Here is a 25,600-nt window from a genome sequence, read left to right as displayed (position 1 = left end):
AACCCGAAGGCCGTTACCAGCGGTAGTGCGCGAAGGCCTTGTTGGACTCGGCCATCTTGTGGGTGTCCTCGCGCCGCTTGACGGCGGCGCCGAGACCGTTGCTCGCGTCGAGCAGCTCGTTCATCAGCCGCTCGACCATCGTCTTCTCCCGACGGGCGCGGGAGTAGGTGACCAGCCAGCGCAGGCCCAGCGTGGTGGCGCGCTGCGGCTTGACCTCGACCGGCACCTGGTAGGTGGCGCCACCGACCCGGCGGCTGCGCACCTCCAGGGTCGGCTTCACGTTGTCCATCGCCCGCTTGAGGGTGACCACCGGGTCGGTGCCGGACTTCTCCCGGCAGCCCTCCAGGGCCTCGTAGACGATGCGCTCGGCGAGCTGACGCTTGCCGCGGAGCAGGATCTTGTTCACCAGCTGGGTGACCAGCGGGGAGTTGTACACCGGGTCCGCGACCAGCGGGCGGCGCGGAGCGGGGCCCTTACGCGGCATGTCAGCTCTTCTCCTTCTTCGCGCCGTAACGGCTGCGGGCCTGCTTGCGGTTGCGGACGCCCTGGGTGTCCAGCGAACCGCGCACGATCTTGTAACGCACGCCCGGAAGGTCCTTCACCCGGCCGCCACGGACCAGCACGAGCGAGTGCTCCTGCAGGTTGTGCCCGACACCGGGGATGTAGGCGGTCACCTCGATCTGGCTGCTGAGCTTCACCCGAGCGACCTTGCGCAGCGCGGAGTTCGGCTTCTTGGGGGTGGTGGTGTACACGCGCGTGCACACGCCGCGCCGCTGGGGACTCCCCTTCAGCGCCGGCGTCTTGGTCTTGCTCGTCTTCGCCTGGCGGCCCTTGCGGACCAACTGCTGGATCGTGGGCACCGGGTTTTTCGCTCCCTCCGGCCGCCTGCTCGCGACCGCGCCGTGTGTCTTCAGCCGCCCGTACGGGTGACTCTCTTACCTTCCGACCAGGGCCGCCTGGCGGCGGTCCCGGCACCCGCGGTCGGGCGTGTCGCTCGCTCGCGGTTTCCGCCGTCGCTCGTCGACGCCGGATTCCAGCTCGCCGGCACGCCGGGGCGTAGCCGACTCGTTTCGACTGTGTCGTGGCGGTGCTCGATTGCCACCCGTGGACTTGCCACCACGTGGACTCGGGCACACGCACGAGTTGCCCGGGCATGCCCGGGCACGAGAGGAAAGAGTACCTACCGTGAGTGGGCACGTCAAAACAGGACTCCGAGAGGTCGTCACCGTCCCCCGGCCAGGCCCCACATCTCCGCGTCGCTCACGACATGCACTGCCGGTTTCCAGTGTACCGGCTGATTTCGCAATCGCACGCGTGGCCCCGACAACCCGGCACCCGCCCCGGACCCGAGGCGGGCCCGGCGCCCGACCTGGACAGGACCAGAACCCACCGCCGCCCTGGCCCACCACCCACTGCGCGGGAGCCGTCGCCCGGCTGCCCGACGCCGGTGCTCAGACCAGTTGCAGCAGCACCGCCACGGCCAGCGCCAGCACGGTCACCGCCAGCCCGACGGCGGAGCAGGTGATCCCCGCGATCGCCAGGCCCCGGCCGGTGAACCGGACCGGCGGCGCGGCACCGCCCGGCCCGGTGCCGCCGGCCGCCTGGCGGCTGAACCAGGAGGGCAGCCGCGCCGGCCCGGTCTGCCTGCGGCCCAGCTCGCCGAGGAGCAGACCGGCCAGGCCGAGCACGCCGGCCAGCACCGCGAAGGCTCCCGCCACCCAGCCACCCCAGTCCTCCGGCGAGCCGGCCAGCCCCAGGCATCCGGCGATGAAGGCGACGAGCACGGAGCCAATTCCGGCGACCAGCGACGCCACGGCCGGTCCCGAGGTGACCGGAGCCACGTCGAGATAGACCAGGCCGAACGGCGTACCCGGCACCGGGTCCACCCGGGTGGGCGCCCGCAGCGACTCCCGGGGCGGCGCCGGCACCCGGGCCGGCAGACCACCGCCGGCCGCCGCCGGGTCACCCACCGGTCCGGACATTCCTGGGTACGCGGCCGCAGGCGGCACACCCGACGCTGCGGTCCGCAGCCCCGGCGGCGGCGCACCTCCGACGCCGGTGGCCACCGCGGCAGGTGCCGGCCCGGCGGTCGGCCTCGCACCAGGAGTCGCACTCACCGGCGCCGGAGCAGCACCCGAGCCACTCGGGACGGCAGCCCAGCCGGCCGGGACAGCACCCGGGTCCGCCGGGGCGGAGCCCCGGTGGCCGGGCTCGGGGCCGGCCTGCGCGGGCCGGGCCCACTCGCTGACAGGTCCCGCCGGCTGTCCCGGGCCGCCCGCCCAGGGCATCTGAGGGGTGGCTGTCGGCAGCGTGTACGACGGCTCGTGGTAGCGCGGCTCGTGCTCGGCGGGCGGCTCCGGCGTTCGGTCCGCCGCGCGCTCCGCCCCGTCCGGCTGCGCCTCGTCCGTCACGAACTCCCCCTGACATAACCATCGGGCCGCATGCCCGGTGGCGGAACCGATCATCGGCCGACCGGAATCGCCGATCGGGGCCCGACACGTCGCGCCAAGGTCAGGTTACCGCCGCAGGGCCGCGCAGCACCGGCCCGGTTACGTCCATGAGCCACGTCCGGGGTCGTCGCCCGGACCAGCCGGGGCTGCCCCTGCCGTCGGCGACCCCTTCGGGAGGCCGGGCTGCGGTCGGGCTCAGTCCACACCCGGCGCGAAGTCCCGCCCGACCGAGCCGTCGGCTAGGTTGACCACGCCGATCACTGCCGCCACCACCACCGCCGTCGCCGCGAGGACGACAGCGGCCCAGGCCATCCACTCACCGCGATCCAACCAGGCGGCGCCGGTCAGGTAGCCGCCCGAGGCGTACGCCTCGCGCCGGGCCTGCCGGGCCAGCAGCATCGCCACGGTCGCCGGAACGACGCCGCCGACCAGTGGACCGGTGAGCAGTGCCACCAGGCCGAGGGCGAAGACGGTCCGCGCCTTGGTGGAGCGCACCGGATCCGGGTCGAGCGGATGGCGCCCGGCCGGACCGGCGACCGGCGTCGTCGTCACGCCGCCAGCCTATCGAACCCGGCGCACACCACCCGGAAAGGCTGCGGCGCCCCGCCCTCGTCGTCACCGACGGGAGCGGGGCGCCGCGGATGTCGCCTAGCGGTACGACCCGAAGTCGAAGTCGTCCAGCGGCACCGCCTGCCCGCTGGCCGGCCCGAACCCGTAGTCGGTCTCCGGGTAGCCGGTCATCGAGTAGACCTTGGCCTTCGCCTCCTCGGTCGGCTCGACCCGGATGTTGCGGTACTTGCTGATGCCCGTACCGGCCGGGATGAGCTTTCCGATGATGACGTTCTCCTTCAGACCGATCAGCGAGTCGCTCCGGGCGTGGATCGCCGCGTCCGTGAGCACCCGGGTGGTCTCCTGGAAGGAGGCCGCCGAGAGCCACGAGTCGGTGGCCAGCGACGCCTTGGTGATGCCCATCAGCACCGGCCGCCCTGCGGCGGGCTCGCCGCCCTCGGAGACGAGTCGGCGGTTCTCCGACTCGAAGAGCGCCCGGTCGACCAGCACGCCCGGCAGGAACTCGGTCGAGCCGGAGTCGATCACCGTCACCCGCTTGAGCATCTGGCGGATGATGATCTCGATGTGCTTGTCGTGGATGAGCACACCCTGCGACCGGTAGACCTCCTGGACCTCCTGGGTCAGGTGGACCTGGACCGCCCGCGGGCCGAGGATCCGCAGCAGCTCGTGCGGGTCGATGGTGCCCTTCGTCAGCTTCTGGCCGACGTCGACGTGGCCACCCTCCTGCACCTGCAGCGGAACCCGCTTGGAGATCTTGTCGTACACGATCTCGTCGCTGCCGTCGTCCGGCACGACGATGATCTTGCGCGACCGCTCTCCGTCCTCGATCCGGACCCGGCCCGGGGTGTCGGCGATCGGCGCCTTGCCCTTCGGGACCCGGGCCTCGAAGATCTCCTGGACCCGGGGCAGACCCTGGGTGATGTCCTCACCCGCGACGCCACCGGTGTGGAAGGTCCGCATCGTCAGCTGCGTGCCCGGCTCACCGATCGACTGGGCGGCGATGATGCCGACCGCCTCGCCGACGTCCACGGTCTTGCCCGTCGGCAGCGAGCGGCCGTAGCACGCACCGCAGACGCCGAGCTTCGACTCGCAGGTGAGCACGCTGCGCACCCGTACGGTGTCCACCCCCGCCGCCACGATCCGGTCGACCAGGATCGAGTTGAGGTCGGCACCCCGCTCGGCGACCAGGTTGCCGTCGGGCCCCTTGATGTCGTCGGCCAGGGTACGGGCGTGCACGCCGGTCTCGACGTGCTCGTGCGCCATCAGCTTGCCGTCGAACTGGACGGCGATCTGCATCGAGATGGCGCGGTCCGTCCCGCAGTCCTCCTCGCGAATGATCACGTCCTGCGAGACGTCCACCAGACGGCGGGTCAGGTAACCCGAGTCGGCGGTACGCAGCGCGGTGTCCGCCAGACCCTTCCGGGCACCGTGCGTGGAGATGAAGTATTCCAGCACGGAGAGGCCCTCCCGGTAGCTGGCCTTGATCGGCCGCGGGATGATCTCGCCCTTCGGGTTGGCCACCAGACCACGGATCGCGGCGATCTGGCGGAGCTGGAGCAGGTTACCGCGAGCACCCGAGTTGATCATCTTCCACAGTGGGTTCTCCTGCGGCAGCGCGGTCTCCATCTCCTTGGCGACCTCGTTGGTCGCCTTGGTCCAGATCTCGATGAGCTCGCCGCGGCGTTCCTCGGCGGTCATCAGACCCCGCTGGTACTGCTTGTCGATCTGCTCGGCTTCCTTCTCGTACCGCTCCAGGATGTCCCGCTTGCGCGGCGGCGCGATGACGTCCTCCATGCCGATCGTCACACCGGACCAGGTGGCCCAGTGGAAGCCGGCCTCCTTGAGCCCGTCGAGCGTCGCGGCCAGGGCCACCTTCGGGAACCGCTCGGCGAGATCGTTCACGATCGCGGAGAGCTGCCCCTTGCGGATCTCGTAGTTGACGAACCGGTAGCCCAGCGGCAGGGTCTCGTTGAAGAGCACCCGCCCCAGCGTGGTCTCCACGGTCAGCGGCTCGCCCGGCGTCCAGCCCTCCGGCGCCGCCCACGGCGTCGCACCCGGCCCGTTGTCGACCTCGACGACGCCCCGCAGCCGGATCTTCACCGGGGTCTGCAGGTGCAGCTCGCCGCTGTCGAAGGCCATCCGCCCCTCGGCGTCCGAGCTGAACACCCGGCCCTCCCCCCGCTCACCGGGGGTGAGGTGGGTGAGGTGGTAGAGGCCGATGACCATGTCCTGGGTGGGCATGGTGACCGGCTTGCCGTCGGCCGGCTTGAGGATGTTGTTCGAGGAGAGCATCAGGATCCGGGCCTCGGCCTGCGCCTCGGCCGACAGCGGCACGTGCACCGCCATCTGGTCGCCGTCGAAGTCCGCGTTGAACGCGGTGCAGACGAGCGGGTGGATCTGAATCGCCTTGCCCTCGACGAGCTGCGGCTCGAACGCCTGGATGCCGAGCCGGTGCAGGGTCGGCGCCCGGTTCAGCAACACCGGGTGCTCGCCGATGACCTCTTCCAGCACGTCCCAGACGACCGGCCGCTGCCGCTCGACCATCCGCTTCGCGGACTTGATGTTCTGGGCGTGGTTGAGGTCGACCAGCCGCTTCATCACGAAGGGCTTGAACAGCTCCAGCGCCATCTGCTTGGGCAGGCCGCACTGGTGCAGCTTGAGCTGCGGACCCACCACGATCACGGAACGACCCGAGTAGTCGACCCGCTTGCCCAGCAGGTTCTGCCGGAACCGACCCTGCTTGCCCTTGAGCATGTCCGAGAGCGACTTCAGCGGCCGGTTACCCGGCCCGGTGACCGGCCGGCCACGCCGCCCGTTGTCGAAGAGCGCGTCGACGGCCTCCTGGAGCATCCGCTTCTCGTTGTTGACGATGATCTCGGGGGCACCGAGGTCGATCAGTCGCTTGAGGCGGTTGTTCCGGTTGATCACACGGCGGTAGAGGTCGTTCAGGTCCGAGGTCGCGAACCGGCCACCGTCGAGCTGCACCATCGGGCGCAGGTCCGGCGGGATCACCGGTACGCAGTCCAGCACCATGCCGAGCGGCGAGTTGCGGGTGTTCAGGAACGCCGCCACGACCTTGAGCCGCTTGAGCGCCCGGATCTTCCGCTGGCCCTTGCCGCTGCGGATGACTTCGCGGAGGTTGTCCGCCTCGGCGTCCAGGTCCATGTTCTGGACCAGCGCCTTGATCGCCTCGGCCCCCATGCCACCGGTGAAGTACTCGCCGAACCGGTCCCGCAGCTCGCGGTAGAGCAGCTCGTCGGTGACGAGCTGCTTCGGCTCCAGCTTGCGGAAGGTGTCCAGCACCTCGTCGAGGCGGTCGATCTCGCGCTGCGCCCGGTCACGGATCTGGCGCATCTCGCGCTCTCCGCCCTCCTTGACCTTGCGCCGCACATCCGCCTTGGCACCCTCGGCCTCCAGCTCGGCCAGGTCGGCCTCGAGCTTGGCGGCCCGCTTCTCGATCTCCGAGTCGCGGCTGTTCTCGGCCTGCCGCTTCTCGGCGAGGATCTCGTTCTCCACCGTGGCGAGGTCACGGTGCCGCGCCTCGGTGTCCACGCTGGTGACCACGTACGACGCGAAGTAGATGATCTTTTCGAGATCCTTCGGCGCCAGGTCCAGCAGGTAGCCGAGCCGGCTCGGCACACCCTTGAAGTACCAGATGTGCGTCACCGAGGCTGCCAGCTCGATGTGGCCCATCCGCTCACGCCGCACCTTGGAGCGGGTCACCTCGACGCCGCAGCGCTCGCAGATGATGCCCTTGAACCGGACCCGCTTGTACTTACCGCAGTAGCACTCCCAGTCCCGCTGCGGACCGAAGATCTTCTCGCAGAAGAGCCCGTCCTTTTCCGGCTTCAGGGTGCGGTAGTTGATCGTTTCAGGCTTCTTGACCTCGCCGTGCGACCACTGACGGATGTCGTCGGCGGTGGCCAGGCCAATCCGCAACTCGTCGAAGAAGTTGACGTCGAGCACGTTATACGTCCCTCGTGTCGTGTCGTTTTACCACTAGCTCACTGGCCTGGGGGTTCGGGACGGCCCGAGCCGCCCCGAACCCACCACGCACCCTCACACCTCTTCGACCGAGCTCGGCTCGCGCCGGGACAGGTCGATGCCGAGTTCCTCCGCGGCCCGGAAGACCTCGTCGTCGGTCTCGCGCATCTCCAGGGCCACACCGTCGCTGGAGAGCACCTCGACGTTGAGGCACAGCGACTGCAGCTCCTTGAGCAGCACCTTGAAGGACTCCGGGATGCCCGGTTCGGGGATGTTCTCGCCCTTGACGATCGCCTCGTAGACCTTGACCCGGCCGAGGACGTCGTCGGACTTGATCGTCAGCAGCTCCTGCAGGGCGTATGCGGCGCCGTACGCCTGCATCGCCCAGCACTCCATCTCACCGAACCGCTGGCCACCGAACTGCGCCTTACCACCCAGCGGCTGCTGCGTGATCATGGAGTACGGGCCGGTCGACCGAGCGTGAATCTTGTCGTCGACCAGGTGGTTCAGCTTGAGGATGTAGAGGTAGCCGACCGCGATCGGGTCGGGCAGCGGCTCGCCGGAACGTCCGTCGAAGAGCTGCGCCTTGCCGCTCGCGCCGATCAGCTGGTTGCCGTCCCGGTTGGGCAGGGTCGACGAGAGCAGACCGGAGATCTCCTCCTCCTTGACGCCGTCGAAAACCGGAGTCGCCACGTTGGTGTCCGGCTCGGACTCGTGCGCGTCGATCGCCCGCAGCGCCCGCTTCCAGTCGGTGTCGTCGCCGTCGACCTGCCAGCCGGTCTTGGCGACCCACCCGAGGTGGGTCTCCAGCACCTGGCCGATGTTCATCCGGCTCGGCACGCCGAGCGGGTTGAGCACGATGTCGACGGGCGTGCCGTCCTCCAGGAACGGCATGTCCTCAACCGGAAGGATCTTGGAGATGACACCCTTGTTGCCGTGCCGGCCCGCGAGCTTGTCACCGTCCTGGATCTTCCGCTTCTGCGCCACGTAGACCCGGACCAGCTCGTTGACGCCCGGCGGCAGCTCGTCGCCGTCCTCGCGGCTGAAGGTGCGTACCCCGATGACCGTGCCGGTCTCGCCGTGCGGCACCTTCAGCGAGGTGTCCCGGACCTCGCGCGCCTTCTCGCCGAAGATCGCGCGGAGCAGCCGCTCCTCCGGGGTCAGCTCGGTCTCGCCCTTCGGCGTGACCTTGCCGACCAGGATGTCCCCGGTGACGACCTCGGCACCGATCCGGATGATCCCCCGCTCGTCGAGGTCGGCGAGCATCTCCTCGCTGACGTTCGGGATGTCGCGGGTGATCTCCTCCGGACCCAGCTTGGTGTCCCGGGCGTCGACCTCGTGCTCCTCGATGTGGATCGAGGTGAGGACGTCCTGCTGCACGAGGCGCTGCGACAGGATGATCGCGTCCTCGTAGTTGTGGCCCTCCCACGACATGAACGCGACCAGCAGGTTGCGGCCGAGCGCCATCTCACCGTCGTCGGTGCACGGGCCGTCCGCGATGACCTGGCCGGCCTCCACCCGGTCGCCCTCGAAGACGACCGGCTTCTGGTTGACGCAGGAGCCCGCGTTGGAGCGGCGGAACTTGTGCAGCAGGTAGGTGCGCCGGTGGCCGTCGTCCTGGTGCACCGTCACGTAGTCGGCGCAGAGGTCCTCGACCACGCCGCCGACCTCGGCGACGACCACGTCACCGGCGTCGACGGCGGCCCGGTATTCCATGCCGGTGCCGACCAGCGGCGACTCGGCCTTGACCAGCGGCACCGCCTGGCGCTGCATGTTCGCGCCCATCAGTGCCCGGTTGGCGTCGTCGTGCTCGAGGAACGGGATCATGGCGGTCGCCACGGACACCATCTGGCGCGGCGAGACATCCATGTAGTCGACCGCGGTGGGCGCGACGAAGTCGACCTCACCGCCCTTCCGGCGGACCAGGACCCGGCCCTCGGCGAAGCTGCCGTCGGCGCGCAGCGCGGTGTTGGCCTGCGCCTTGACGAACCGGTCCTCCTCGTCGGCGGTCAGGTAGTCGATCTGGTCGGTGACCCGGCCCTCGACGACCTTGCGGTATGGCGTCTCGATGAAGCCGAACGGGTTGACCCGGCCGAAGGTCGACAGGGCGCCGATCAGGCCGATGTTCGGGCCTTCCGGCGTCTCGATCGGGCACATCCGGCCGTAGTGGGACGGGTGCACGTCCCGCACCTCGAAGCCGGCCCGCTCCCGGGACAGACCACCCGGGCCGAGCGCGCTCAGCCGGCGCCGGTGGGTCAGCCCCGCCAGCGGGTTGGTCTGGTCCATGAACTGGGACAGCTGAGACGTGCCGAAGAACTCCTTGATCGCCGCCACCACCGGGCGGATGTTGATCAGGGTCTGCGGGGTGATCGCCTCGACGTCCTGGGTGGTCATCCGCTCCCGGACCACCCGCTCCATCCGGGAGAGGCCGACCCGAACCTGGTTCTGGATCAGCTCGCCCACCGTACGGAGCCGGCGGTTGCCGAAGTGGTCGATGTCGTCGGCCTCGTAGCCCTCCTCACCGGCGTGCAGCCGGCAGAGGTATTCGACGGTGGCGACGATGTCGTCCTCGGTCAGCGTGCCGGTGTTGATCGGCACGCTGAGCTGGAGCTTCTTGTTGAACTTGTATCGGCCGACCTTGGCGACGTCGTACCGCTTCGGGTTGAAGAAGAGGTTGTCGAGCAGGGTCTGGGCGTTCTCCCGGGTGGGAGGCTCGCCCGGCCGGAGCTTGCGGTAGATGTCGAGCAGCGCCTCGTCCACCCCGGCGATGTGGTCCTTCTCCAGGGTGGTCATCATCAGCTCGGACCAGCCGAACCGCTCACGGATCTGCTCGTTGGTCCAGCCGATCGCCTTGAGCAGGACGGTGACGGCCTGCCGGCGCTTGCGGTCGATGCGGACACCCACGGTGTCGCGCTTGTCGATGTCGAACTCCAGCCAGGCACCCCGGCTCGGGATGACCTTGACGCTGGAGAGGTCGCGGTCGGAGGTCTTGTCCGGCTGCTTGTCGAAGTAGACGCCCGGGGACCGGACGAGCTGACTCACCACCACGCGCTCGGTGCCGTTGATGATGAAGGTGCCCTTCGGCGTCATCATCGGGAAGTCACCCATGAACACCGTCTGGCTCTTGATCTCGCCAGTGGTGTTGTTGGTGAACTCCGCGGTCACGAAGAGTGGTGCGCAGTAGGTCAGGTCCTTCTCCTTGCACTCCTCGATCGAGGCCTTGACCTCGTCGAAGCGGGGCGCGGAGAAGGAGAGCGACATGGTGCCAGAAAAGTCCTCAATGGGACTGATCTCGTCGAGGATCTCAGCGAGACCCGATCGAGCGTGCGGGTCGTCGGCCGACCGGCCCTGCCAAGCCTCGTTGCCGACCAGCCAGTCGAACGACTCGTTCTGGATGGCAAGGAGGTTGGGGACCTCGAGGTGTTCGGTAATCCTGCCGAAGGAGATTCGGCGGGGCGCGAAAGCGCTCGACGTACGACTGGTCTTCGCAGGGCGGGAAGCTGCCAAGATGCGTCCTTCCGAGGACCGGTGCTGCTAGATGCGGCTGTCACGCGTGCACTCCAATGGCCCCACTCCAAACGCCCAAAACTGGACATTCCGAGCAGGGGTCAAGTCGGAAGGCAGCGCAAACTAGCAGTGTAGCCGAGCGGCTAACCGCTGTCCAGCCCACCACGGCAGGGCGTTGCAGAACGTGTCGCCAGCAGGCTGGCTGGCGCGCGTCGAACGCGCTCACACGTCCCGCACGCAACCCGCTAGGCCTCGTGGTCACCTGCGGCTCGTGGTGCTGCCGCGGCTCTTACCCAGGTGTCGGCCGTCGCAAGCGCGGAAGGTCTCGCTGATGTCAGCGTGCCTGCCGCTTCGTGCCGCGTCAAGGGCTGATGCCCGGGTCGGGCCACGTCTTTGCCCGGCCCGCCATCCGGAGCTGGCCACCCGGACGGGTCCACGAGGGCCGTCCGAGCCACCAAAGCCCTGATCATCGACGGTCGCAGCCAGTCAGCGGACGGAAACGGGCGGCGATCCGACGCCGGATCGCCGCCCGTCGACGACGTTGCTGTGCGTCAGCTCACTCGGCTGACGCGGGGAACGACTACTTGAGGGTGACCTTGGCGCCTTCACCCTCGAGCTTGGCCTTGGCCTTGTCGGCGGTCTCCTTGTTGGCCTTCTCCAGGACCGCCTTCGGCGCGCCCTCGACGAGGTCCTTGGCCTCCTTCAGGCCCAGGCCGGTCAGCTCGCGCACGACCTTGATAACCTGGATCTTCTTGCCGCCGTCGGCCTCCAGGATGACGTCGAACTCGTCCTGCTCCGGCTCGGCCTCGGCGGCCGGGGCGGCGGGGCCACCGGCGGCGACGGCCACCGGCGCGGCGGCGGTCACGTCGAAGGTGGTCTCGAACTGCTTCACGAACTCGGAGAGCTCGATCAGCGTCATCTCCTTGAACGCGTCGAGCAGCTCTTCGGTGCTGAGCTTCGCCATGATCGGCATTCCTCTCTAAATGATCCTCGGCAGGGCTCAGCCCTGCGACTCCTTCTCACGCTTGTCCTGCAGGGCAGCCGCCAGGCGGGCGGTCTGCGCCAGCGGCGCCTGGAACAGGGCAGCGGCCTTGCTCAGGCTGCCCTTCATCGCGCCGGCCATCTTGGCCAGCAGCACCTCGCGGGACTCCAGGTCGGCGAGCTTGTTGACCTCGTCCGCGCTGATCGCCCGGCCCTCGAAGACGCCGCCCTTGATGACGAGCCTCGGGTTGGCCTTCGCGAACTCCCGCAGACCCTTCGCCGCCTCGACCACGTCACCGGAGACGAAGGTCAGCGCGGTAGGACCGGTGAACAGCTCGTCGAGGCCGGCAATGCCAGCATCCGTCGCGGCACGCTTGGCCAGCGTGTTCTTCGCCACCTCGTAGGTCGTGTCCCGACCGAGCGAGCGGCGCAGCTGGGTCAGCTGGGCGACCGTCAGCCCGCGGTACTCGGTCAGCACCGTGGCTCCCGCGTTGCGGAAGTGCTCGGTGAGCTCGGCGACGGCGGTGGCCTTGTCGGCCCGAACCGGCTTGTCCGCCATGTCCCTCCTCTCTCGTTGCTCCAGGCTGGCCACGGCCGACCGGCCGGCAGGCGCGATCGAACCCCGGGGACGGAGATCGGAAGCTCACACCGCAACGAGAAAAGCCCCGGCGCAGGGCGCACGGGGCGAAGAAGGTCATGTGCGCGACACGACCTGCACGCTCACCGTCTCCCCCTGCGCGGGCCGCCCGTCGAGCGGGACCTTCGACCGTGCCGGAGCACGGTGACCAGCGGTCTCTGGGTTATAACGTCGGCCGCACGAACACGACCGGCCTCAAGACTACGCGACCGCGCGGGTGACAACCACATCACCCCTGGTGTCCCGGGTCACGTCCGCCGGCGGCGCAGCCAGGCGTACCCGGCCAGGGCGGCGGCGCTCCCGAGCAGGGCGTGCCCCGCGCGAGCGGCACATCCCCGCGGCGGAGGTGGGCTGGCGGAAACGCCGACGCGGGGCGCCCGGCGTACGGGCGCCCCGCGAACGGACGGGACTGTCGGGTCGGTCGGGGCTCAGGCCGCGTCGGACTCCCGCAGGTTCTTCACCACGTTCGGGTCGACCGGAACGCCCGGCCCCATGGTGGTGGTGAGGGTGATCTTCTTGAGGTACTTGCCCTTTGCCGCGGACGGCTTGGAGCGGAGCACCTCGTCGAGCACCGCGGCGTAGTTGTCGACCAACTGGGTCTCGGAGAACGAGGCCTTGCCGATGATCAGGTGCAGGTTGGAGTGCTTGTCCACCCGGAAGGTGATCTTGCCGCCCTTGATGTCCGAGACGGCCTTGCTGACGTCCATCGTCACCGTGCCGGTCTTCGGGTTCGGCATGAGACCGCGCGGGCCCAGGATCCGCGCGATCCGGCCGATCTTGGCCATCTGGTCCGGCGTGGCGATCGCCGCGTCGAAGTCGAGCCAGCCCTCCTGGATCCGGGCCACGAGCTCGTCGGTGCCGACCACGTCCGCACCGGCGGCGGTCGCCTCCTCGGCCTTGGCGCCGCTCGCGAAGACGATCACCCGGGCGGTCTTGCCGGTGCCGTGCGGCAGGTTGACCGTGCCCCGGACCATCTGGTCGGCCTTCCGGGGGTCGACGCCGAGGCGCATCGCGACCTCGACCGTGGCGTCGAACTTGACCGTGCTGCTCCCCTTGGCCAGGCGTACGGCCTCGACCGGGGTGTAGAGCTTGTCCCGGTCGATGGCCTCGGCGGCCTTGCGGTAGTTCTTGCTGCGCTGCATATCTGGTTACTCCTGTGGTGTCTGTCGGGCCACGGCGCTCCGCGGCCCTCCCACGAACTGGTCGATCGGGGGTGCGGGCTATTCCTTGACCGTGATGCCCATCGACCGGGCGGTGCCGGCGATGATCTTCTCGGCCTGGTCGAGATCGTTGGCGTTGAGGTCGGCCATCTTCTTCTCGGCGATCTCGCGCAACTGGGCGCGGGTGACCGAGCCGACCTTCTGGCTCTGCGGGACGCCGGAGCCCTTCGGCACGCCGGCGGCCTTGATCAGCAGTCGGGCGGCGGGCGGGGTCTTCAGCACGAAGGTGAAGGTCCGGTCCTCGTACACGCTGATCTCGGCCGGCACGATGTCACCGCGCTGCGACTCGGTCTGCGCGTTGTAGGACTTGCAGAACTCCATGATGTTGACGCCGTGCTGACCCAGCGCCGGACCGACCGGCGGCGCCGGGGTGGCCTGGCCCGCCGGGAGCTGAAGCGTGAACGTCTTGACGAGCTTCTTCTTCGGAGGCATGTCTCTTCCTGGGCTTGAAACTGGGGAACGTGCACCTGACGTCGCCGGTGGGCGCGCACGGTCAAGCGCGCCTGCGGTGCGGGCGACGTTCAAGAGTAGCGCAGCGCCGGACCGGGCGGCACGCCGAGGTAGGCCCGGCGCCACACCTCGGCGCGGAACCGCCGCCGAGATGGTGCCGGCGCCGGCGCCGGTCAGATCTTGGCGACCTGGTTGAAGTTCAGCTCGACCGGGGTCTCCCGACCGAAGATCGACACCAGCACCTTGAGCTTCTGCTGGTCGGCGTTGATCTCACTGATCGTGGCCGGCAGCGACGCGAAGGCGCCGTCGGTCACCGTGACCGAGTCGCCGACCTCGAAGTCGAGCACCTTGACCTCGGGCTTCGCCTTCTTGGTCTCGGTCTCCACCGCCGGGGCGAGCCACTTGAGCACCTCGTCGAGCGAGAGCGGCGCAGGCCGGTCGGCCCGGTCGGTGGAGCCGACGAAGCCGGTGACCCCCGGGGTGTTGCGGACGCAGGAGTATGACTCCGGGGTCAGCTCCATCCGGACCAGGATGTAGCCCGGGAAGACCTTGTTCTGGACCTGGAGGCGCTTGCCGTTCTTGACCTCGACCTCTTCCCGGGTCGGCACCTCGACCTGGTAGATGAACTCCTCCATGTCGAGGCTGGTGATCCGGGTCTCCAGGTTGGTCTTGACCTTGTTCTCGTAGCCGGCGTACGAGTGGACCACATACCAGTCGCCGGGGGCGTAGCGCAGCTTCTGCCGCAGCTCGGCCACCGGGTCGTAATCCTCGTCCGGCGCCTGGTCGACACCGAACTCCGGCTCGTTGGCGGCCTCGACCGACTCGCTACCGCTCGCCGTCGCCACCGCGGACTGCTCGTCCGGGGTCTCGGCGGTCTCGTCGTACTCAGGCACGCTCGCTCACTTCCGTCACTATCAGGTGGGGCAGGTGGTCAGCTGGAGCCGCCGAAGACCCACAGCACGCCGCGGGCGAAGGCGTAGTCCAGCCCGGCCACGATCGTCAGCACCACGGCGACGAAGACGACCACCACGGCGGTGTAGGTCAGCAACTCCTTGCGGGTCGGCCAGATGACCTTACGCAGCTCTGCCACGACCTCGCGGATGAACCGGGCGATCCGGCCGAATATTCCGACCCGGCCCTCGGTCCTGGTCTTGGGCCTGCTGTCCGCCGAGTCGGTCCTGGTGCGCTCCCGGGTGGCGGTGCCGCCACGACCGACCGGCTCGTCCGCCTCGTCAGCGTCATCGTCGACAACGTCGTCGATCATCTCGTCGTCGAGACGGCCGTTGTCGTCCTCGTCGCGCCGGTTCTTCTCGGCCACTTCGCCCTCCGTCGCCGGGTGGTTGGTACGCGTGTCGGTGTGGACGCGCGCTGCGCTGGTCACGCCGGCCGGACCCGGGTTTCCGCCCGGGGCGCCGACCGCCTCGACCGAACCCCCGGACGACCGTCCCCCGGAACGGCCCGCGGCCGGCGGAGCCGCCGGGGACAAACCGGGCGGATGCACCACCTCGGCTCGACCCCGCCGATGCCACCAACACGAGCCGGTCGCCACAGGTGATGGCGACGCCGATCCCGGGACCGGTCAGGCCGTAGGCGCAGGGGTGACAGGACTTGAACCTGCAGCCTGCGGTTTTGGAGACCGCTGCTCTGCCAATTGAGCTACACCCCTGTGCGGGCAGCGGACCCACTCAGGCACGCACGCCTTCGCAGAGGCCACTTGCCCCACGGCGGACCAGTGTACGGGTAGAGGCACGACTTTCCCAACCGCTCTCTGTCGGAGTGCGCGTCGCGGCCGGTCCACCCGCGCCGCCGCCGGCACCGCCGGGGGCGGGCCGGCAGCCACTCAGGCCGGGGTACGGATCACGGCCCGGGCCTGTGCCAGCACCTTCTCGCCCTGGCAGGTGGCGGTCAGGTCGAGCCGGGTCAACCCCTCCTCGGGTACGCCCCGGACGGCCGCGCTCACCTCGATCTCGGTCCCCTCGTCGTCGTCCGGCACCACCACCGGCCGGGTGAACCGGACGCTGAACTCGACCACGGCGTCCGGCGCACCGGCCCAGTCGGTGACGGCCCGGCCGACCAGCGCCATGGTGAACATGCCGTGCGCGATCACCCCGGGCAGGCCGACTCCGGTGGCGAACCGGTCGCTCCAGTGGATGGGGTTGAAGTCGCCCGAGGCACCGGCGTAACGGACCAGGTCCGCGCGGGTGACCCGGAAGGTCCGGGGCGTCAGCTCCCGCTCGGCCGGCTCCGCCGTCCCGGCCCGCTCCGCCGTCTCGGTTGCCTCCGCCATCTCAGCCCTCTCCGCGTACGACTAGCTTGGTCCAGACGGTGACCACCGGTTCCCCGGCGGCGGTGTTGACCTCGGCGCGGGTGGTCAGGAAGGCGTGCCCGCCCCGGCTGACGATCTCCTCGATCGTGTTGACGCAGACCAGCTCGTCGCCGGCCACCACCGGCCGGGTGTACCGGAACCGCTGGTCGCCGTGGACCACCCGGCTGTAGTCGATGCCGAGTTCCGGATCCTCGACGATCTGCCGGCTGGCCGCCATGGTGATCGTGAACGGGTACGTCGGCGGCGCCACCACGTCGCTGTGCCCGAGCGCCCGGGCCGCCTCCGGATCGTGGTACGCCGGATCGGCGGCACCGATCGCCGTGGCGAACTCTCGGAGCTTCTCGCGCCCTACCTGATAGGGGGCGGTCGGCGGATAACTGCGGCCGACGAAGGACGGGTCCAGGGACATGCCGCCGAACCTACACGGCCGGTGCGAGCCGGAGCCGCCGCCGGAGACCGGGCGGTGCGCCGCGGACCGCGGACTGCCCGGAAACGGCACGATCGCCGCCCCGGCGTCGGCGCGGCGGGCTCGAGGCACGCTCACCGGAGGGCCGGAACGGCGATCTACGACGTCTTGGGACGTGGTGGAGGTCCGACTCGCGTCGACCCGGATCAGCGGGTCTCGCGGTGCAGGGTGTGCTTGCCGTCCCGGGGGCAGAACTTCTTCAGCTCGATGCGGTCCGGGTCGTTGCGGCGGTTCTTACGCGTGATGTAGTTGCGCTCCTTGCACTCCACACACGCCAAAGTGATCTTGGGACGGACATCGGTCGCCTTGGCCACGGCGGGGCGCCTTCCTCGTAAGCGGGACTCAACTACGACGTACCAGCGTAGACGCCTGCCACGCGGACACGCAAAGTGGGCGCCGGTGGCGCCCTGTGTTTCCGGTCTCCGGGTGGGCCCGGTGGCCGAGAGTAGCGGTGGCCGGACTTGAACCGGCGACACAGCGATTATGAGCCGCTTGCTCTGCCATCTGAGCTACACCGCCGTGGTGGGTCCAGCTGAACCCGCTGAGCCCCCTTACGGAATCGAACCGTAGACCTTCTCCTTACCATGGAGACGCTCTGCCGACTGAGCTAAGGGGGCGCGCACGCGATCTTTCCCGGTGGGCGCGCAGGGGTAAGAGTACACGGCGGCGGGCACGAGGTGAAATCAGATCCCCGGTGGCTGACCGGGACATCCGTCCCGGGCCGTCGGAGCAGCTCAGGGCACCGCCCGCAGCCGGCGTACGTCGGCCGGGCCGGTCTGCAGGTCGGACTCCGTCTGGGCCGCGAACCAGGCTTCCAGGCGCTCGTACGGCAGCGGGCGGCTGAACAGGAAGCCCTGCCCGATCTGGCAGCCGATGTCCTGGAGGAGTTCGAGGGTCAGCTCGCTCTCCACCCCCTCGGCGACGACCGCCAGGCCGAACTGCTGGGAGAGGGTCACCACGGCGTTCACGATCGCCAGGTCCACCGGGTCGGTCGCCATCCCCTGCACGAAGGACCGGTCGACCTTGACCTCGTTGACGGGCAGTCGGCGCAGGTAGGAGAGGGAGGAGTGGCCGGTGCCGAAGTCGTCCACGGAGAGGCGTACCCCGATGTCGCGGAGCCGGCGCAGCGCGGGCACGGCACGGTCGGTGCCGTCCAGCACGCCGGACTCCGGGATTTCCAGCGTGAGCAGTTCCGGTGCGACGCCGTACTCCGCGAGCATCTCCTGCACCTGGGCCGGGAACCGCTGGTCGGCGAGGGTACGCGGGGAGATGTTCACCGAGACCGCGAGCGTGTTGCCGCCGCTGGTCCAGTCGCGGCTGCGCCGCAGCGCCTCGCCGAGCACCAGCCGGGTCAGCTCCGAGAGCTGGCCGGTGTGCTCCGCCACCGCCACGAAGTCCTCCGGGGCCACCGTGCCGTGTGCCGGATGCACCCACCGGGCCAGGCACTCCACCCCGACGAAGCGCCGGTCGGTCAGCGCGACCTTGGGTTGGTAGTAGACCTCGACCTCGGCGTGGTCGAGCGCCCGCCGCAGGTCCCCGGCGAGACCGAGCCGGCGCGACGAGCGGGACTCCAGCCCGGGACTGAAGAGCTGGACGCCCTCCGGAGTCGTCTTGGCCCTCGTCACCGCCAGGTCGGCACGTTGCAGCAGGGTCGCCGGGTCGTCGCCGTGGTCCGGATGCACCGCCACCCCGACGACGGTGTCGACGTCGAGGACCAGCGGTTCGAAGAGCATCCGGTCACGGATCTGCTCGCGCAGCTCGGCGGCGAGCTCGAGTGCCGCGTCGACGCTCTCCATCCGCAGGGTCACCACGAACTCGTCGCTGCCGGCCCGGCCCACCAGCGCGGCGGAGGGGGCGGAGGTGCGCAGCCGGTTGGCCACCTCGACGAGCACCCGGTCACCGGCGGCGTGCCCGACGGACTCGTTGACCTGGCGCAGCCCTGCCACGTCGAAGAGGAGCAGCGCGACGACCTCGTTGGGGGCGCGTACCCGGACCGCCTCCTCCAGCGCACCGGTCACCCGCCGCCGGTTGGGCAGGTTGGTCAACCCGTCGTGGTACGCGTCGTGCCGCAGCCGGTCCACCAGCCGCGAGTTCTCCAGGGCCACCCCCGCGTGCGCCGCGATCGTCTCGAAGATCGGGAGGTCGGCCTCGGCGAAATGGCCGATGTCGCCGAGCCGGTTCACCACCTCCAGGGTGCCGATGACCGCCTGGCCGGAGCGCAGCGGTGTGACGATGACGTCCTTGAGGCCGGCGTCGCGCAGCGCCTCCCGGATGTCCCGGTCTCCACCCACCCGACCGCCGGCGGCGACCGTACGCCCTTCGTCGACCGCCCGCTGCCGGGCGATGACCGGGGTCCGGGAGATGTCGAGCAGCCCGCGCTCGTCGACCCGCGCGGTCAGCAGCACCTCCGGATGCCGGCCCTGCGCCGGCAGCCAGAGGGTGGCGGTCTCGGCCCGCATGATGTCCCTGACCCGGCCGAGCAGCGAGTCGGCCAGCGTGCCGTCCTGACCGCGCTCGCTCATCGCCTTGGTCAGCTCGTAGACGTCGGCCAGGGTGCGGTGCTGCCGGAAGAACTGCGAGTATGACCGGTAGAGGACCGCCATGGCGGCCGCGAGCGCCAGCAGCAGCAGGGCGGACCACCAGGTGGCCCGGATGCAGAGCATGATGACCAGGCCCACCGCGACGTTGATCGCCGCGGTGATCAGGCCCGGTCCGGAGGAGCGGATCATCTCCCAACCGGCCGGGCTGCCGTGGATCACGGCGATCAGCGCCGCCACGGCGAAGAGCGTCACCAGGGTGTGGCTGCCGACGGCGGCGAAGAGGATGAACCAGGTCCCCGGCCCGAACCCGCGCATCTCCGGCAGGGCCAGCAGGACCAGGCTGGCCAGCGAGCTGGCCGCCGCCGCCTTGGCGACGTTGAACCAGACCTTGGGCGGGGCGAACCGGCGGCGCAACTGGGCGATCAACGAACCCAGGGTGAAAACCAGGACGACCGTCAGTGGCGGCAGCAGGAAGAGCGCGAAGAGCAGCGGGATCTCGGTGATGGTGAAGGACATCGACTGGCGCCGGACGACGAAGTAGAGCATCGGCATCTCGGAGAGCAGGACCAGCCCGAGGATCAGGGCGGCCACTCCCCACTCGCCAGCGGGTTCCCTGCTGAGGACACCGAGCGCGACCGTCATGACGACGGCGAAGATTCCGAGCGGCCCGGTGACGAGCCAGGCATGCTCGGGGGACCGACGTGTCGCGGAAGAACCCCTTGGCATACCACTCCCCATCTACGGGAGATCGCTCGTCAACTCCGGGAGGTTGCTCCTTGGCTCCGGGAAACCGCGGCTCCGGGAAACCGCTCCTTGGCCGGGGAGGATCCCCACGGCCTACCGAGGTGATCCCGCTACGACCACTCGAAGCCGAAGGTCTGGAAGGCGCTCCCGGGTGGAAGCTGCTCGCCTTCGTCGGACTCGCCGTCGTCGGACCAGCCTTCGTCGGACGTTTCGGAGGCGACCACACCGCTGCGGTCCGACCAACCGACCATGCCCGCGCTCGCGGCGATAACGCCGACGGCGAGCACGGCGAGCACAAGAAGAGAGCCTACGTAGCGGCCCAGCCTCCATGCAGGCATTGGTTGCTCCCGTCGAGATGGCGAGGTGAAAGCTAGATGTTCCATGATGGTGCCACAGTCCTGGGAACCGGCAAAGCCATCGGAGGGGCGACCAGCCGGCGATCGGCAAAGTCTAACCGTTCGGTAGGTACAACTCCGCCGCCCGGTTGCAAGCCCCTGGTGGGCAAATGGCCGACACGATTCACGCAGCGCTCAATGCGACTCACCGAACGTACGCGGGCAGGCGCATCAAATGCCGCCGTCGGTAGATATTGCCTAAATCGCTTCAACCACTGAACAGTGACCATTCCGGACGGAAACGGCGACGATTGGGCCACCGAAGGCGCCGGCACGAGCGGCGGTGGTAGGACCGAAGGCGCCGGCACGAGCGGCAGCGGCGGCGTCCCGGGCCGCCTCTGCGGCCAGCCGCGGGTCGGCGGGTGACCGCAGCAGCACCAGTTCGTGGTAGAGCGGCGCGGTGGCGGCAACGAGCAACCTACGCGGCTCGGCTCCGGCCGGAATCTCGCCGCGCCGCACGGCACGCTCGACGACGACGGCGCAGCGGTCGTACCGGTCGGCCCAGAAGGAGCGGAGTGCCTCGGCCGCGGGCGCCGACCGGAACGACGCCGCGATCAGCGCGGCCGTGACCGGGGGGTCCTCGGTCAGCGCGGCGTAGACCCCGGCGTTGAGCGCGCGCAGGTCCCCCTCCAGCGAGCCGGTGTCCGGCGGGCGCCAGTCGTCGGCCGTGGCCTCGGCGAGTACGTCGGCGAGCAGGCCACCCACGTCGCGCCAGCGCCGGTAGACCGTGGTGCGGTGCACGCCGGAACGCTCGGCGACGGCGTCGATGCCGAGCGCGTCGTAGCCGCACTCGACGAGCTGGGCCCGAACCGCGTCGAGCACCCGGCGTCGGACCACGGCACTGCGCCCGCCCGGCCGGCGGATCGGGCCGGATCCGGAATTGGTTGTCGATCGCGGTGGCGCCATGGCAGCATGTTACTGCTACATCCGTAGACTTAGTCGTTGGCCCGTGCGGTCATCGCAGACGTGACCGCACGGCACGTCCGCCAGATCAGAGGCAGGTGTCCGTTCCGATGCTCCGCTGAGCGCCCCGTGTCCGAGAGCCGTCGCCCGACCGACGGCGGCCGACCCGTCGACGCCCGGAGTTGCACCCATGCCCACCCAGCTCAGCCTGCACGCCGTCACCAAGCGCTACGCCGACCGGACCGTGCTCGACGCGGTCAGTTGCGCCCTGGCCGCCGACGAACGCACCGCGGTCGTCGGCGAGAACGGTTCCGGTAAGTCCACCCTGCTCCGCCTGCTCGCCGGCCGGGAGCGACCCGACGAGGGCCGGGTCACCGTCGTCACCACCGGGGGCCTCGGTTATCTGGGGCAGGACGCGCCGCTGCCCGGGCACCTGACCGTGCGGCAGGCGATCGACGAGGCCCTGGCCGAGCTGCGCCGGATCGAGGCCCGGCTGCGGGAGCTGGAGCCGCGGCTCGGCGGCGGGGACGAGCGGCTGCTCACCGCGTACGGCGACCTGAGCACCGTCTTCGAGCTGCGCGGCGGGTACGACGCCGACGCCCGGGTCGAGCGGACGCTGCACGCCCTCGGCGTGGCCGGGATCGACCGAAGCCGGCGGCTCGGCGAGCTCTCCGGCGGGGAACAGTCCCGGCTGCACCTGGCGGCGGTGCTGGCCGCCGGCCCGGAGGTGCTGCTGCTGGACGAGCCCACCAACCATCTCGACGACGACTCGCTGACCTGGCTGGAGGAGCACCTGCGCGGCCGGCGCGGCAGCACGGTGGTGGTCTCGCACGACCGGGTCTTCCTCGACCGGGTCGCCGACACCCTGGTCGAAGTGGACGGTGACCGGCACACCCTGGTCCGCTACGGCGACGGATACCCCGGGTTCCTCGCCGCCAGGGCGGCGGCCCGGCAGCGCTGGGTGCAGGCGCACCTGGACTGGCAGGCCGAGGTCGCCCGGCTGCGGGAGGCGGTGGCGACCACGGCCCGGCAGGTCGCGCCCGGCCGGGAGATGAAGGATCGGAACAAGGCGGCGTACGACCGCAACGGCGGCCGGGTGCAGCAGTCCGTCGCCAGCCGGGTACGCAACGCCGAGCAGCGGCTGCGCCGGCTGGTGGAGCGAGCCGTGCCGGCGCCGCCGGAGCCGCTCCGCTTCACTCCTCCGGTGGCGGGTGCAGGCGGGTTCGCTCCTCCGGTGGCCGGCGGGTTCGCTCCTCCGGTGGCCGGTGGTCGTGCTGACGGCTCCGGTCGAGTGCTGCTGGCGGCCGACGGGGTGGCGGTCGACGGCCGGCTGTGCCCGACCACGCTGTTGCTGCGGGACGGCGAGCGGCTGCTGGTCAGCGGGGCCAACGGCGCGGGCAAGAGCACCCTGCTGCGGGTCCTCGCCGGTGACCTCGTGCCGGACTCCGGTCGGGTGCTACGGCGGGGTCGGGTCGGTTACCTGCCCCAGGAGGTCGACGTCGAGCGGGCCGGGGAAGCGTTGGTCACCGCCTTCGGGCGGGACCGTCCCGGGCCGGTGGAGGAACACGTGGAGCGGTTGGTCTCGCTGGGACTCTTCGACCGGGCGCAGTTCGGCGTACCCGTGGGAGAGCTCTCCACCGGACAGCGGCGGCGGCTCGCCCTGGCCCGGCTGGTCGACACGCCGGCCGACGTACTGCTGCTGGACGAGCCGACGAACCACCTGTCGCCGGGTCTGGTCGAAGAGCTGGAGGCGGCCCTCGCGGCGTACCCGGGCGCAGTGGTCGTGGTCAGCCACGACCGCCGGCTGCGCGGGCGGTGGCGCGGCGAGCAGCGGACGATGACCGCCGGATCGCTCGATCCGGAACCGGTCAGTGCGCCGGTCGGCTGATTCCGCACGGGCTTCCGCTGCGGCGTTCCCTGCGGCGGATTCGGTCGCGGCGCGGTGCCGTTCCGGCCGGTCCGCCATTCGAGATCTCGGAAGGGGAAAATGACATGGCATCGTCGTCTCAACCGTCGGTTACGGAGTTTCCGATAGCCGATTCCGCCGCCGGGCCGTACGGAATCACTGTGGGACCGGACGGGGCGATCTGGGTCACTCTGGTGCATGCCGGTGGAATCACCCGGATGGCGCCGGACGGGGAGATCCGGCGTTTCCCACTCGACGATCCGGCGAGTGGGCCCTCCGTCATCACGGCGGGTTCGGACGGCGCCCTCTGGTTCACCCGGTTCCGGGACCACCGGATCGGCCGGATCACGCCCTCGGGGCAGGTCACCTCCTATCCGGTCCCGTCGCGGGAGGGCGGTCCCTACGGCATCGCGGCCGGGCCCGACGGCGCGCTCTGGTTCACCGAGATGAACGCCGACCGGATCGGACGGATCGGCACCGACGGCGCCATCGAGGAGTACCCGCTGCCGCAGGCCGGGGCGTACCCGTCGGGGATCGCCGCCGGGCCGGACGGTGCCCTCTGGTTCACCCTCAACCAGGCGAACGCGATCGGCCGGCTCGACCTCGGCGGTGAGATCGCGCTGCACCCGCTGCCGACCGCCGGAGCCGGGCCGGTCGGCATCGCGGCCGGTACCGACGGCACCGACGGCGCGATCTGGTTCGTCGAGATCGCTGCCGGGCAGCTCGGCCGGATCACCCAGGACGGAAAGATCACCGAGCTGCCGTTGCCGGACCGGGCCGCCCGGCCGCACGCCATCGCTGCCGGGACGGACGGCAGCTACTGGTTCACGGAGTGGGGCGCCAACCGCGTCGGGCGGCTCGGCCCGGAGGGCACGATCCGGGAGTACGACCTGCCGACCCCGGCGTCCGAGCCGCACGGGATCACGGTCGGTCCGGACGGGACGGTCTGGGTCGCCCTGGAGACGGGAGCGGTGGCGCGGCTCGCAGGGTGACAGTGCAGGTCGGCGGTGACCACCGGCAGCCATTTGGAGGCGTGTCGCGCCGCTACCCGGTGCCGGGTGGGCGCGGCGGCAGGGGTCAGCGCCGTTGGCTCGCCCGGCGGCGGTCGGTGTCCTCGATCGCGTGCCGCACGGCCAGGCGGACGACCCAGTACAGGGCGAGGAACAGCACCACCGTGACGGCGAGGTAGAGGGTCAACGCGAGTATCAGGGCGGGGAGTTGACCGGTGGAGAACATGCCGAGACGCTAGGCCACCCGGGCCGGCGGTGCCGTCCCGTAGGTGTGCGGGCGATGGACGAAACGGCCTACCCTGGCCGGAGTGACCGGCCGACCGGTGCCGGTGGCGACGTGCCCGCTCTGGTGGCGAGTTGCTGGTGGCGAGCGGCGCGACGCCGTCGGACACGAAGCTTGGTGACGGCGGCACCGGCGAGCGCCAGGAGAGAAAACAATGGCAGGTAGGTCGCATCCGATCTTCGCTCGGATGTACGAGCGGATGAGCGTGGTGATGGACCGTGCCGGTGTCGCGGAGCACCGGCAGACCGTGGTGGCCGGACTGCACGGCAGGATCATCGAGGTGGGCGCCGGAAACGGCCGGATGTTCGCGCACTATCCGGGCACCGTCGACGAGGTGCTGGCGGTCGAACCGGAGCCCCGGCTGCGTGCCTCCGCGACGGAGGCGGCGACGGCTGCCGGCGTACCGGTGAGGGTGGTGGACGGGACCGCGGACGCCCTGCCGGGCGCAGACGGTGAGTTCGATGCGGCCGTGGTGGCTCTGGTGCTCTGCACGGTGCCGGACCAGGCCAGCGCGCTGGCGGAGATCCGGCGGGTGCTGCGCCCCGGCGGAGAGCTACGTTTCTACGAGCACGTGGCGGCCGAGCGGCCCGGTGCGCTGCGCCGGACGCAGCGGATCCTCGACGCGACGGTGTGGCCGTGGCTGTGCGGAGGGTGCCACAGCGGCCGTGACACCGCCGCCGCGATCGCCGAGGCCGGATTCCGGGTGGAGGAGTTGCGGCGCTTCCGGTTCCCCGACGGAGGCGTGCTCACTCCGGCCACGCCGCACATCCTGGGCAGGGCGACCCGCCCGAGCGAGGAGGCGACGCGATGACCAGCGGCGGTGCGGGGACCAGCGGCGGTGCGGGGACCAGCGGCGGTGCGGGGACCGGCGGCGGTGCGGGGACCAGCGGCGATCCGGCTGCCGGGCAGGTGCCGGTCACCCTCTACACCCGGCCCGGCTGCCCGTACTGCTTCCGGCTGCGCTTCGGGCTGCGGCGGCGCCGGATCGCGTTCAATGAGATCAACATCTGGACCGATCCGGAGGCCGCGGCGGCGGTACGGGCGGTGGCCGACGGCAACGAGACGGTGCCGACGGTGCACGTGGCCGGCGAGTGGCTGGTCAACCCGGGAGCCGCGACCGTGGCCCGGCTCGCCCGCCGCTGACCCGACTTGGGCCACGGTTGGCTGATCTCCGGGCTGGTAGGACTGTGACCTGGGGTGTTGGGTCAGATGGCACGCACTAACGGGC

23 protein-coding genes and 3 tRNA genes are annotated in these 25,600 nt (G+C 70.4%); 4 read left to right on the top strand and 22 right to left on the bottom strand.

Annotation, left to right across the window (positions count from 1 at the left end; translation table 11 throughout):
- Positions 1-13 precede the first annotated feature (13 nt).
- The 21 genes from rpsG to ACN28C_RS09355 form a co-directional block, all read right to left on the bottom strand.
- On the bottom strand, positions 14-484 hold the full coding sequence (gene rpsG, locus ACN28C_RS09455) for a 30S ribosomal protein S7 (protein WP_101368149.1): 471 nt from the start codon (positions 482-484) through the stop codon (positions 14-16).
- A 1-nt stretch (position 485) separates the two neighbouring features.
- Entirely contained in the window at positions 486-860 is a 375-nt protein-coding gene (rpsL, locus tag ACN28C_RS09450) for a 30S ribosomal protein S12 (RefSeq protein ID WP_101368150.1), read from the bottom strand.
- Positions 861-1,451: 591 nt separating this feature from the next.
- Positions 1,452-1,982, bottom strand: a complete 531-nt coding sequence (locus tag ACN28C_RS09445; protein WP_422773142.1) for a hypothetical protein — start codon at positions 1,980-1,982, stop codon at positions 1,452-1,454.
- Positions 1,983-2,645: 663 nt separating this feature from the next.
- Entirely contained in the window at positions 2,646-3,002 is a 357-nt protein-coding gene (locus ACN28C_RS09440) for a hypothetical protein (protein WP_422773141.1), read from the bottom strand.
- Between the two features lie 96 nt (positions 3,003-3,098).
- Positions 3,099-6,986 (bottom strand): DNA-directed RNA polymerase subunit beta', encoded by a 3,888-nt coding sequence (locus ACN28C_RS09435; RefSeq protein ID WP_422773140.1) that lies wholly within the window; start codon positions 6,984-6,986, stop codon positions 3,099-3,101.
- Positions 6,987-7,079: 93 nt separating this feature from the next.
- Complete coding sequence (locus ACN28C_RS09430) at positions 7,080-10,511, bottom strand: DNA-directed RNA polymerase subunit beta (protein WP_422773139.1); 3,432 nt, start codon at positions 10,509-10,511, stop codon at positions 7,080-7,082.
- A gap of 580 nt (positions 10,512-11,091) precedes the next feature.
- The gene (gene rplL / locus ACN28C_RS09425) at positions 11,092-11,475 is read right to left on the bottom strand and encodes a 50S ribosomal protein L7/L12 (protein ID WP_421497462.1); all 384 of its coding nucleotides are present in this window, start codon (positions 11,473-11,475) and stop codon (positions 11,092-11,094) included.
- A 36-nt stretch (positions 11,476-11,511) separates the two neighbouring features.
- Positions 11,512-12,051 carry a 50S ribosomal protein L10 gene (rplJ, locus tag ACN28C_RS09420; protein WP_422773138.1) on the bottom strand — a complete coding sequence of 180 codons (540 nt, stop codon included), beginning with the start codon at positions 12,049-12,051 and terminating at the stop codon, positions 11,512-11,514.
- A gap of 506 nt (positions 12,052-12,557) precedes the next feature.
- On the bottom strand, positions 12,558-13,271 hold the full coding sequence (rplA, locus tag ACN28C_RS09415) for a 50S ribosomal protein L1 (RefSeq protein WP_422773137.1): 714 nt from the start codon (positions 13,269-13,271) through the stop codon (positions 12,558-12,560).
- A 78-nt stretch (positions 13,272-13,349) separates the two neighbouring features.
- Complete coding sequence (rplK, locus tag ACN28C_RS09410; protein WP_421495336.1) at positions 13,350-13,781, bottom strand: 50S ribosomal protein L11; 432 nt, start codon at positions 13,779-13,781, stop codon at positions 13,350-13,352.
- Between the two features lie 191 nt (positions 13,782-13,972).
- On the bottom strand, positions 13,973-14,692 hold the full coding sequence (gene nusG, locus ACN28C_RS09405; protein WP_422773136.1) for a transcription termination/antitermination protein NusG: 720 nt from the start codon (positions 14,690-14,692) through the stop codon (positions 13,973-13,975).
- A 38-nt stretch (positions 14,693-14,730) separates the two neighbouring features.
- Entirely contained in the window at positions 14,731-15,117 is a 387-nt protein-coding gene (gene secE, locus ACN28C_RS09400) for a preprotein translocase subunit SecE (RefSeq protein WP_421495338.1), read from the bottom strand.
- Between the two features lie 275 nt (positions 15,118-15,392).
- Positions 15,393-15,465: transfer RNA gene (locus ACN28C_RS09395), tRNA-Trp, on the bottom strand.
- Between the two features lie 174 nt (positions 15,466-15,639).
- Positions 15,640-16,086: a MaoC family dehydratase gene (locus tag ACN28C_RS09390; protein WP_422773135.1), complete on the bottom strand. Its 447-nt coding sequence runs from the start codon at positions 16,084-16,086 to the stop codon at positions 15,640-15,642.
- 1 nt (position 16,087) lies between these two features.
- Positions 16,088-16,534 carry an FAS1-like dehydratase domain-containing protein gene (locus ACN28C_RS09385; protein ID WP_422773134.1) on the bottom strand — a complete coding sequence of 149 codons (447 nt, stop codon included), beginning with the start codon at positions 16,532-16,534 and terminating at the stop codon, positions 16,088-16,090.
- A 203-nt stretch (positions 16,535-16,737) separates the two neighbouring features.
- Positions 16,738-16,905: a 50S ribosomal protein L33 gene (gene rpmG / locus ACN28C_RS09380; RefSeq protein WP_046567246.1), complete on the bottom strand. Its 168-nt coding sequence runs from the start codon at positions 16,903-16,905 to the stop codon at positions 16,738-16,740.
- A 132-nt stretch (positions 16,906-17,037) separates the two neighbouring features.
- A tRNA-Met gene (locus ACN28C_RS09375) sits at positions 17,038-17,110 on the bottom strand.
- Positions 17,111-17,135: 25 nt separating this feature from the next.
- A tRNA-Thr gene (locus ACN28C_RS09370) sits at positions 17,136-17,208 on the bottom strand.
- 117 nt (positions 17,209-17,325) lie between these two features.
- Positions 17,326-19,857 carry a putative bifunctional diguanylate cyclase/phosphodiesterase gene (locus ACN28C_RS09365; protein ID WP_422773133.1) on the bottom strand — a complete coding sequence of 844 codons (2,532 nt, stop codon included), beginning with the start codon at positions 19,855-19,857 and terminating at the stop codon, positions 17,326-17,328.
- Positions 19,858-19,985: 128 nt separating this feature from the next.
- Positions 19,986-20,171, bottom strand: coding sequence for a hypothetical protein (locus ACN28C_RS09360; RefSeq protein ID WP_422773132.1), 186 nt, complete (start codon positions 20,169-20,171; stop codon positions 19,986-19,988).
- Positions 20,172-20,468: 297 nt separating this feature from the next.
- Positions 20,469-21,092 carry a TetR/AcrR family transcriptional regulator gene (locus ACN28C_RS09355; protein WP_422774594.1) on the bottom strand — a complete coding sequence of 208 codons (624 nt, stop codon included), beginning with the start codon at positions 21,090-21,092 and terminating at the stop codon, positions 20,469-20,471.
- A gap of 271 nt (positions 21,093-21,363) precedes the next feature.
- On the opposite strand from ACN28C_RS09355, the gene ACN28C_RS09350 reads away from it, so the two are divergent.
- On the top strand, positions 21,364-23,061 hold the full coding sequence (locus tag ACN28C_RS09350) for an ABC-F family ATP-binding cassette domain-containing protein (protein WP_422773131.1): 1,698 nt from the start codon (positions 21,364-21,366) through the stop codon (positions 23,059-23,061).
- A gap of 104 nt (positions 23,062-23,165) precedes the next feature.
- A complete protein-coding gene (locus tag ACN28C_RS09345; RefSeq protein ID WP_422773130.1) occupies positions 23,166-24,071 on the top strand; it encodes a virginiamycin B lyase family protein in 906 nt (301 codons plus the stop codon).
- 85 nt (positions 24,072-24,156) lie between these two features.
- Here the strand turns inward: ACN28C_RS09345 and ACN28C_RS09340 are convergent, their stop codons facing one another.
- The gene (locus tag ACN28C_RS09340) at positions 24,157-24,315 is read right to left on the bottom strand and encodes a hypothetical protein (protein WP_422773129.1); all 159 of its coding nucleotides are present in this window, start codon (positions 24,313-24,315) and stop codon (positions 24,157-24,159) included.
- 211 nt (positions 24,316-24,526) lie between these two features.
- On the opposite strand from ACN28C_RS09340, the gene ACN28C_RS09335 reads away from it, so the two are divergent.
- Together ACN28C_RS09335 and ACN28C_RS09330 are read left to right on the top strand one after the other, a co-directional pair.
- Positions 24,527-25,183, top strand: coding sequence for a class I SAM-dependent methyltransferase (locus tag ACN28C_RS09335; RefSeq protein ID WP_422773128.1), 657 nt, complete (start codon positions 24,527-24,529; stop codon positions 25,181-25,183).
- Positions 25,180-25,515 (top strand): glutaredoxin family protein, encoded by a 336-nt coding sequence (locus tag ACN28C_RS09330; RefSeq protein ID WP_422773127.1) that lies wholly within the window; start codon positions 25,180-25,182, stop codon positions 25,513-25,515. Before ACN28C_RS09335 ends, ACN28C_RS09330 begins: the two co-directional genes overlap by 4 nt.
- Positions 25,516-25,600 lie beyond the last annotated feature (85 nt).

The organism is Plantactinospora sp. WMMC1484 (genome assembly GCF_049315195.1).
Taxonomy (GTDB): domain Bacteria; phylum Actinomycetota; class Actinomycetes; order Mycobacteriales; family Micromonosporaceae; genus Plantactinospora.
This window is presented reverse-complemented; position numbering and strand designations above follow the sequence as displayed.

Bases quoted from the DNA above. Each gene is read 5' to 3' on its own strand.
- rpsG (WP_101368149.1), bottom strand. From the start codon at position 484: ATGCCGCGTAAGGGCCCCGCTCCGCGCCGCCCGCTGGTCGCGGACCCG.
- ACN28C_RS09445 (WP_422773142.1), bottom strand. From the start codon at position 1,982: ATGTCCGGACCGGTGGGTGACCCGGCGGCGGCCGGCGGTGGTCTGCCG.
- rplL (WP_421497462.1), bottom strand. From the start codon at position 11,475: ATGGCGAAGCTCAGCACCGAAGAGCTGCTCGACGCGTTCAAGGAGATG.
- rplJ (WP_422773138.1), bottom strand. From the start codon at position 12,051: ATGGCGGACAAGCCGGTTCGGGCCGACAAGGCCACCGCCGTCGCCGAG.
- rplA (WP_422773137.1), bottom strand. From the start codon at position 13,271: ATGCAGCGCAGCAAGAACTACCGCAAGGCCGCCGAGGCCATCGACCGG.
- rplK (WP_421495336.1), bottom strand. From the start codon at position 13,781: ATGCCTCCGAAGAAGAAGCTCGTCAAGACGTTCACGCTTCAGCTCCCG.
- ACN28C_RS09390 (WP_422773135.1), bottom strand. From the start codon at position 16,086: ATGGCGGAGGCAACCGAGACGGCGGAGCGGGCCGGGACGGCGGAGCCG.
- ACN28C_RS09385 (WP_422773134.1), bottom strand. From the start codon at position 16,534: ATGTCCCTGGACCCGTCCTTCGTCGGCCGCAGTTATCCGCCGACCGCC.
- ACN28C_RS09365 (WP_422773133.1), bottom strand. From the start codon at position 19,857: ATGCCAAGGGGTTCTTCCGCGACACGTCGGTCCCCCGAGCATGCCTGG.
- ACN28C_RS09350 (WP_422773131.1), top strand. From the start codon at position 21,364: ATGCCCACCCAGCTCAGCCTGCACGCCGTCACCAAGCGCTACGCCGAC.
- ACN28C_RS09345 (WP_422773130.1), top strand. From the start codon at position 23,166: ATGGCATCGTCGTCTCAACCGTCGGTTACGGAGTTTCCGATAGCCGAT.
- ACN28C_RS09340 (WP_422773129.1), bottom strand. From the start codon at position 24,315: ATGTTCTCCACCGGTCAACTCCCCGCCCTGATACTCGCGTTGACCCTC.
- ACN28C_RS09335 (WP_422773128.1), top strand. From the start codon at position 24,527: ATGGCAGGTAGGTCGCATCCGATCTTCGCTCGGATGTACGAGCGGATG.
- ACN28C_RS09330 (WP_422773127.1), top strand. From the start codon at position 25,180: ATGACCAGCGGCGGTGCGGGGACCAGCGGCGGTGCGGGGACCAGCGGC.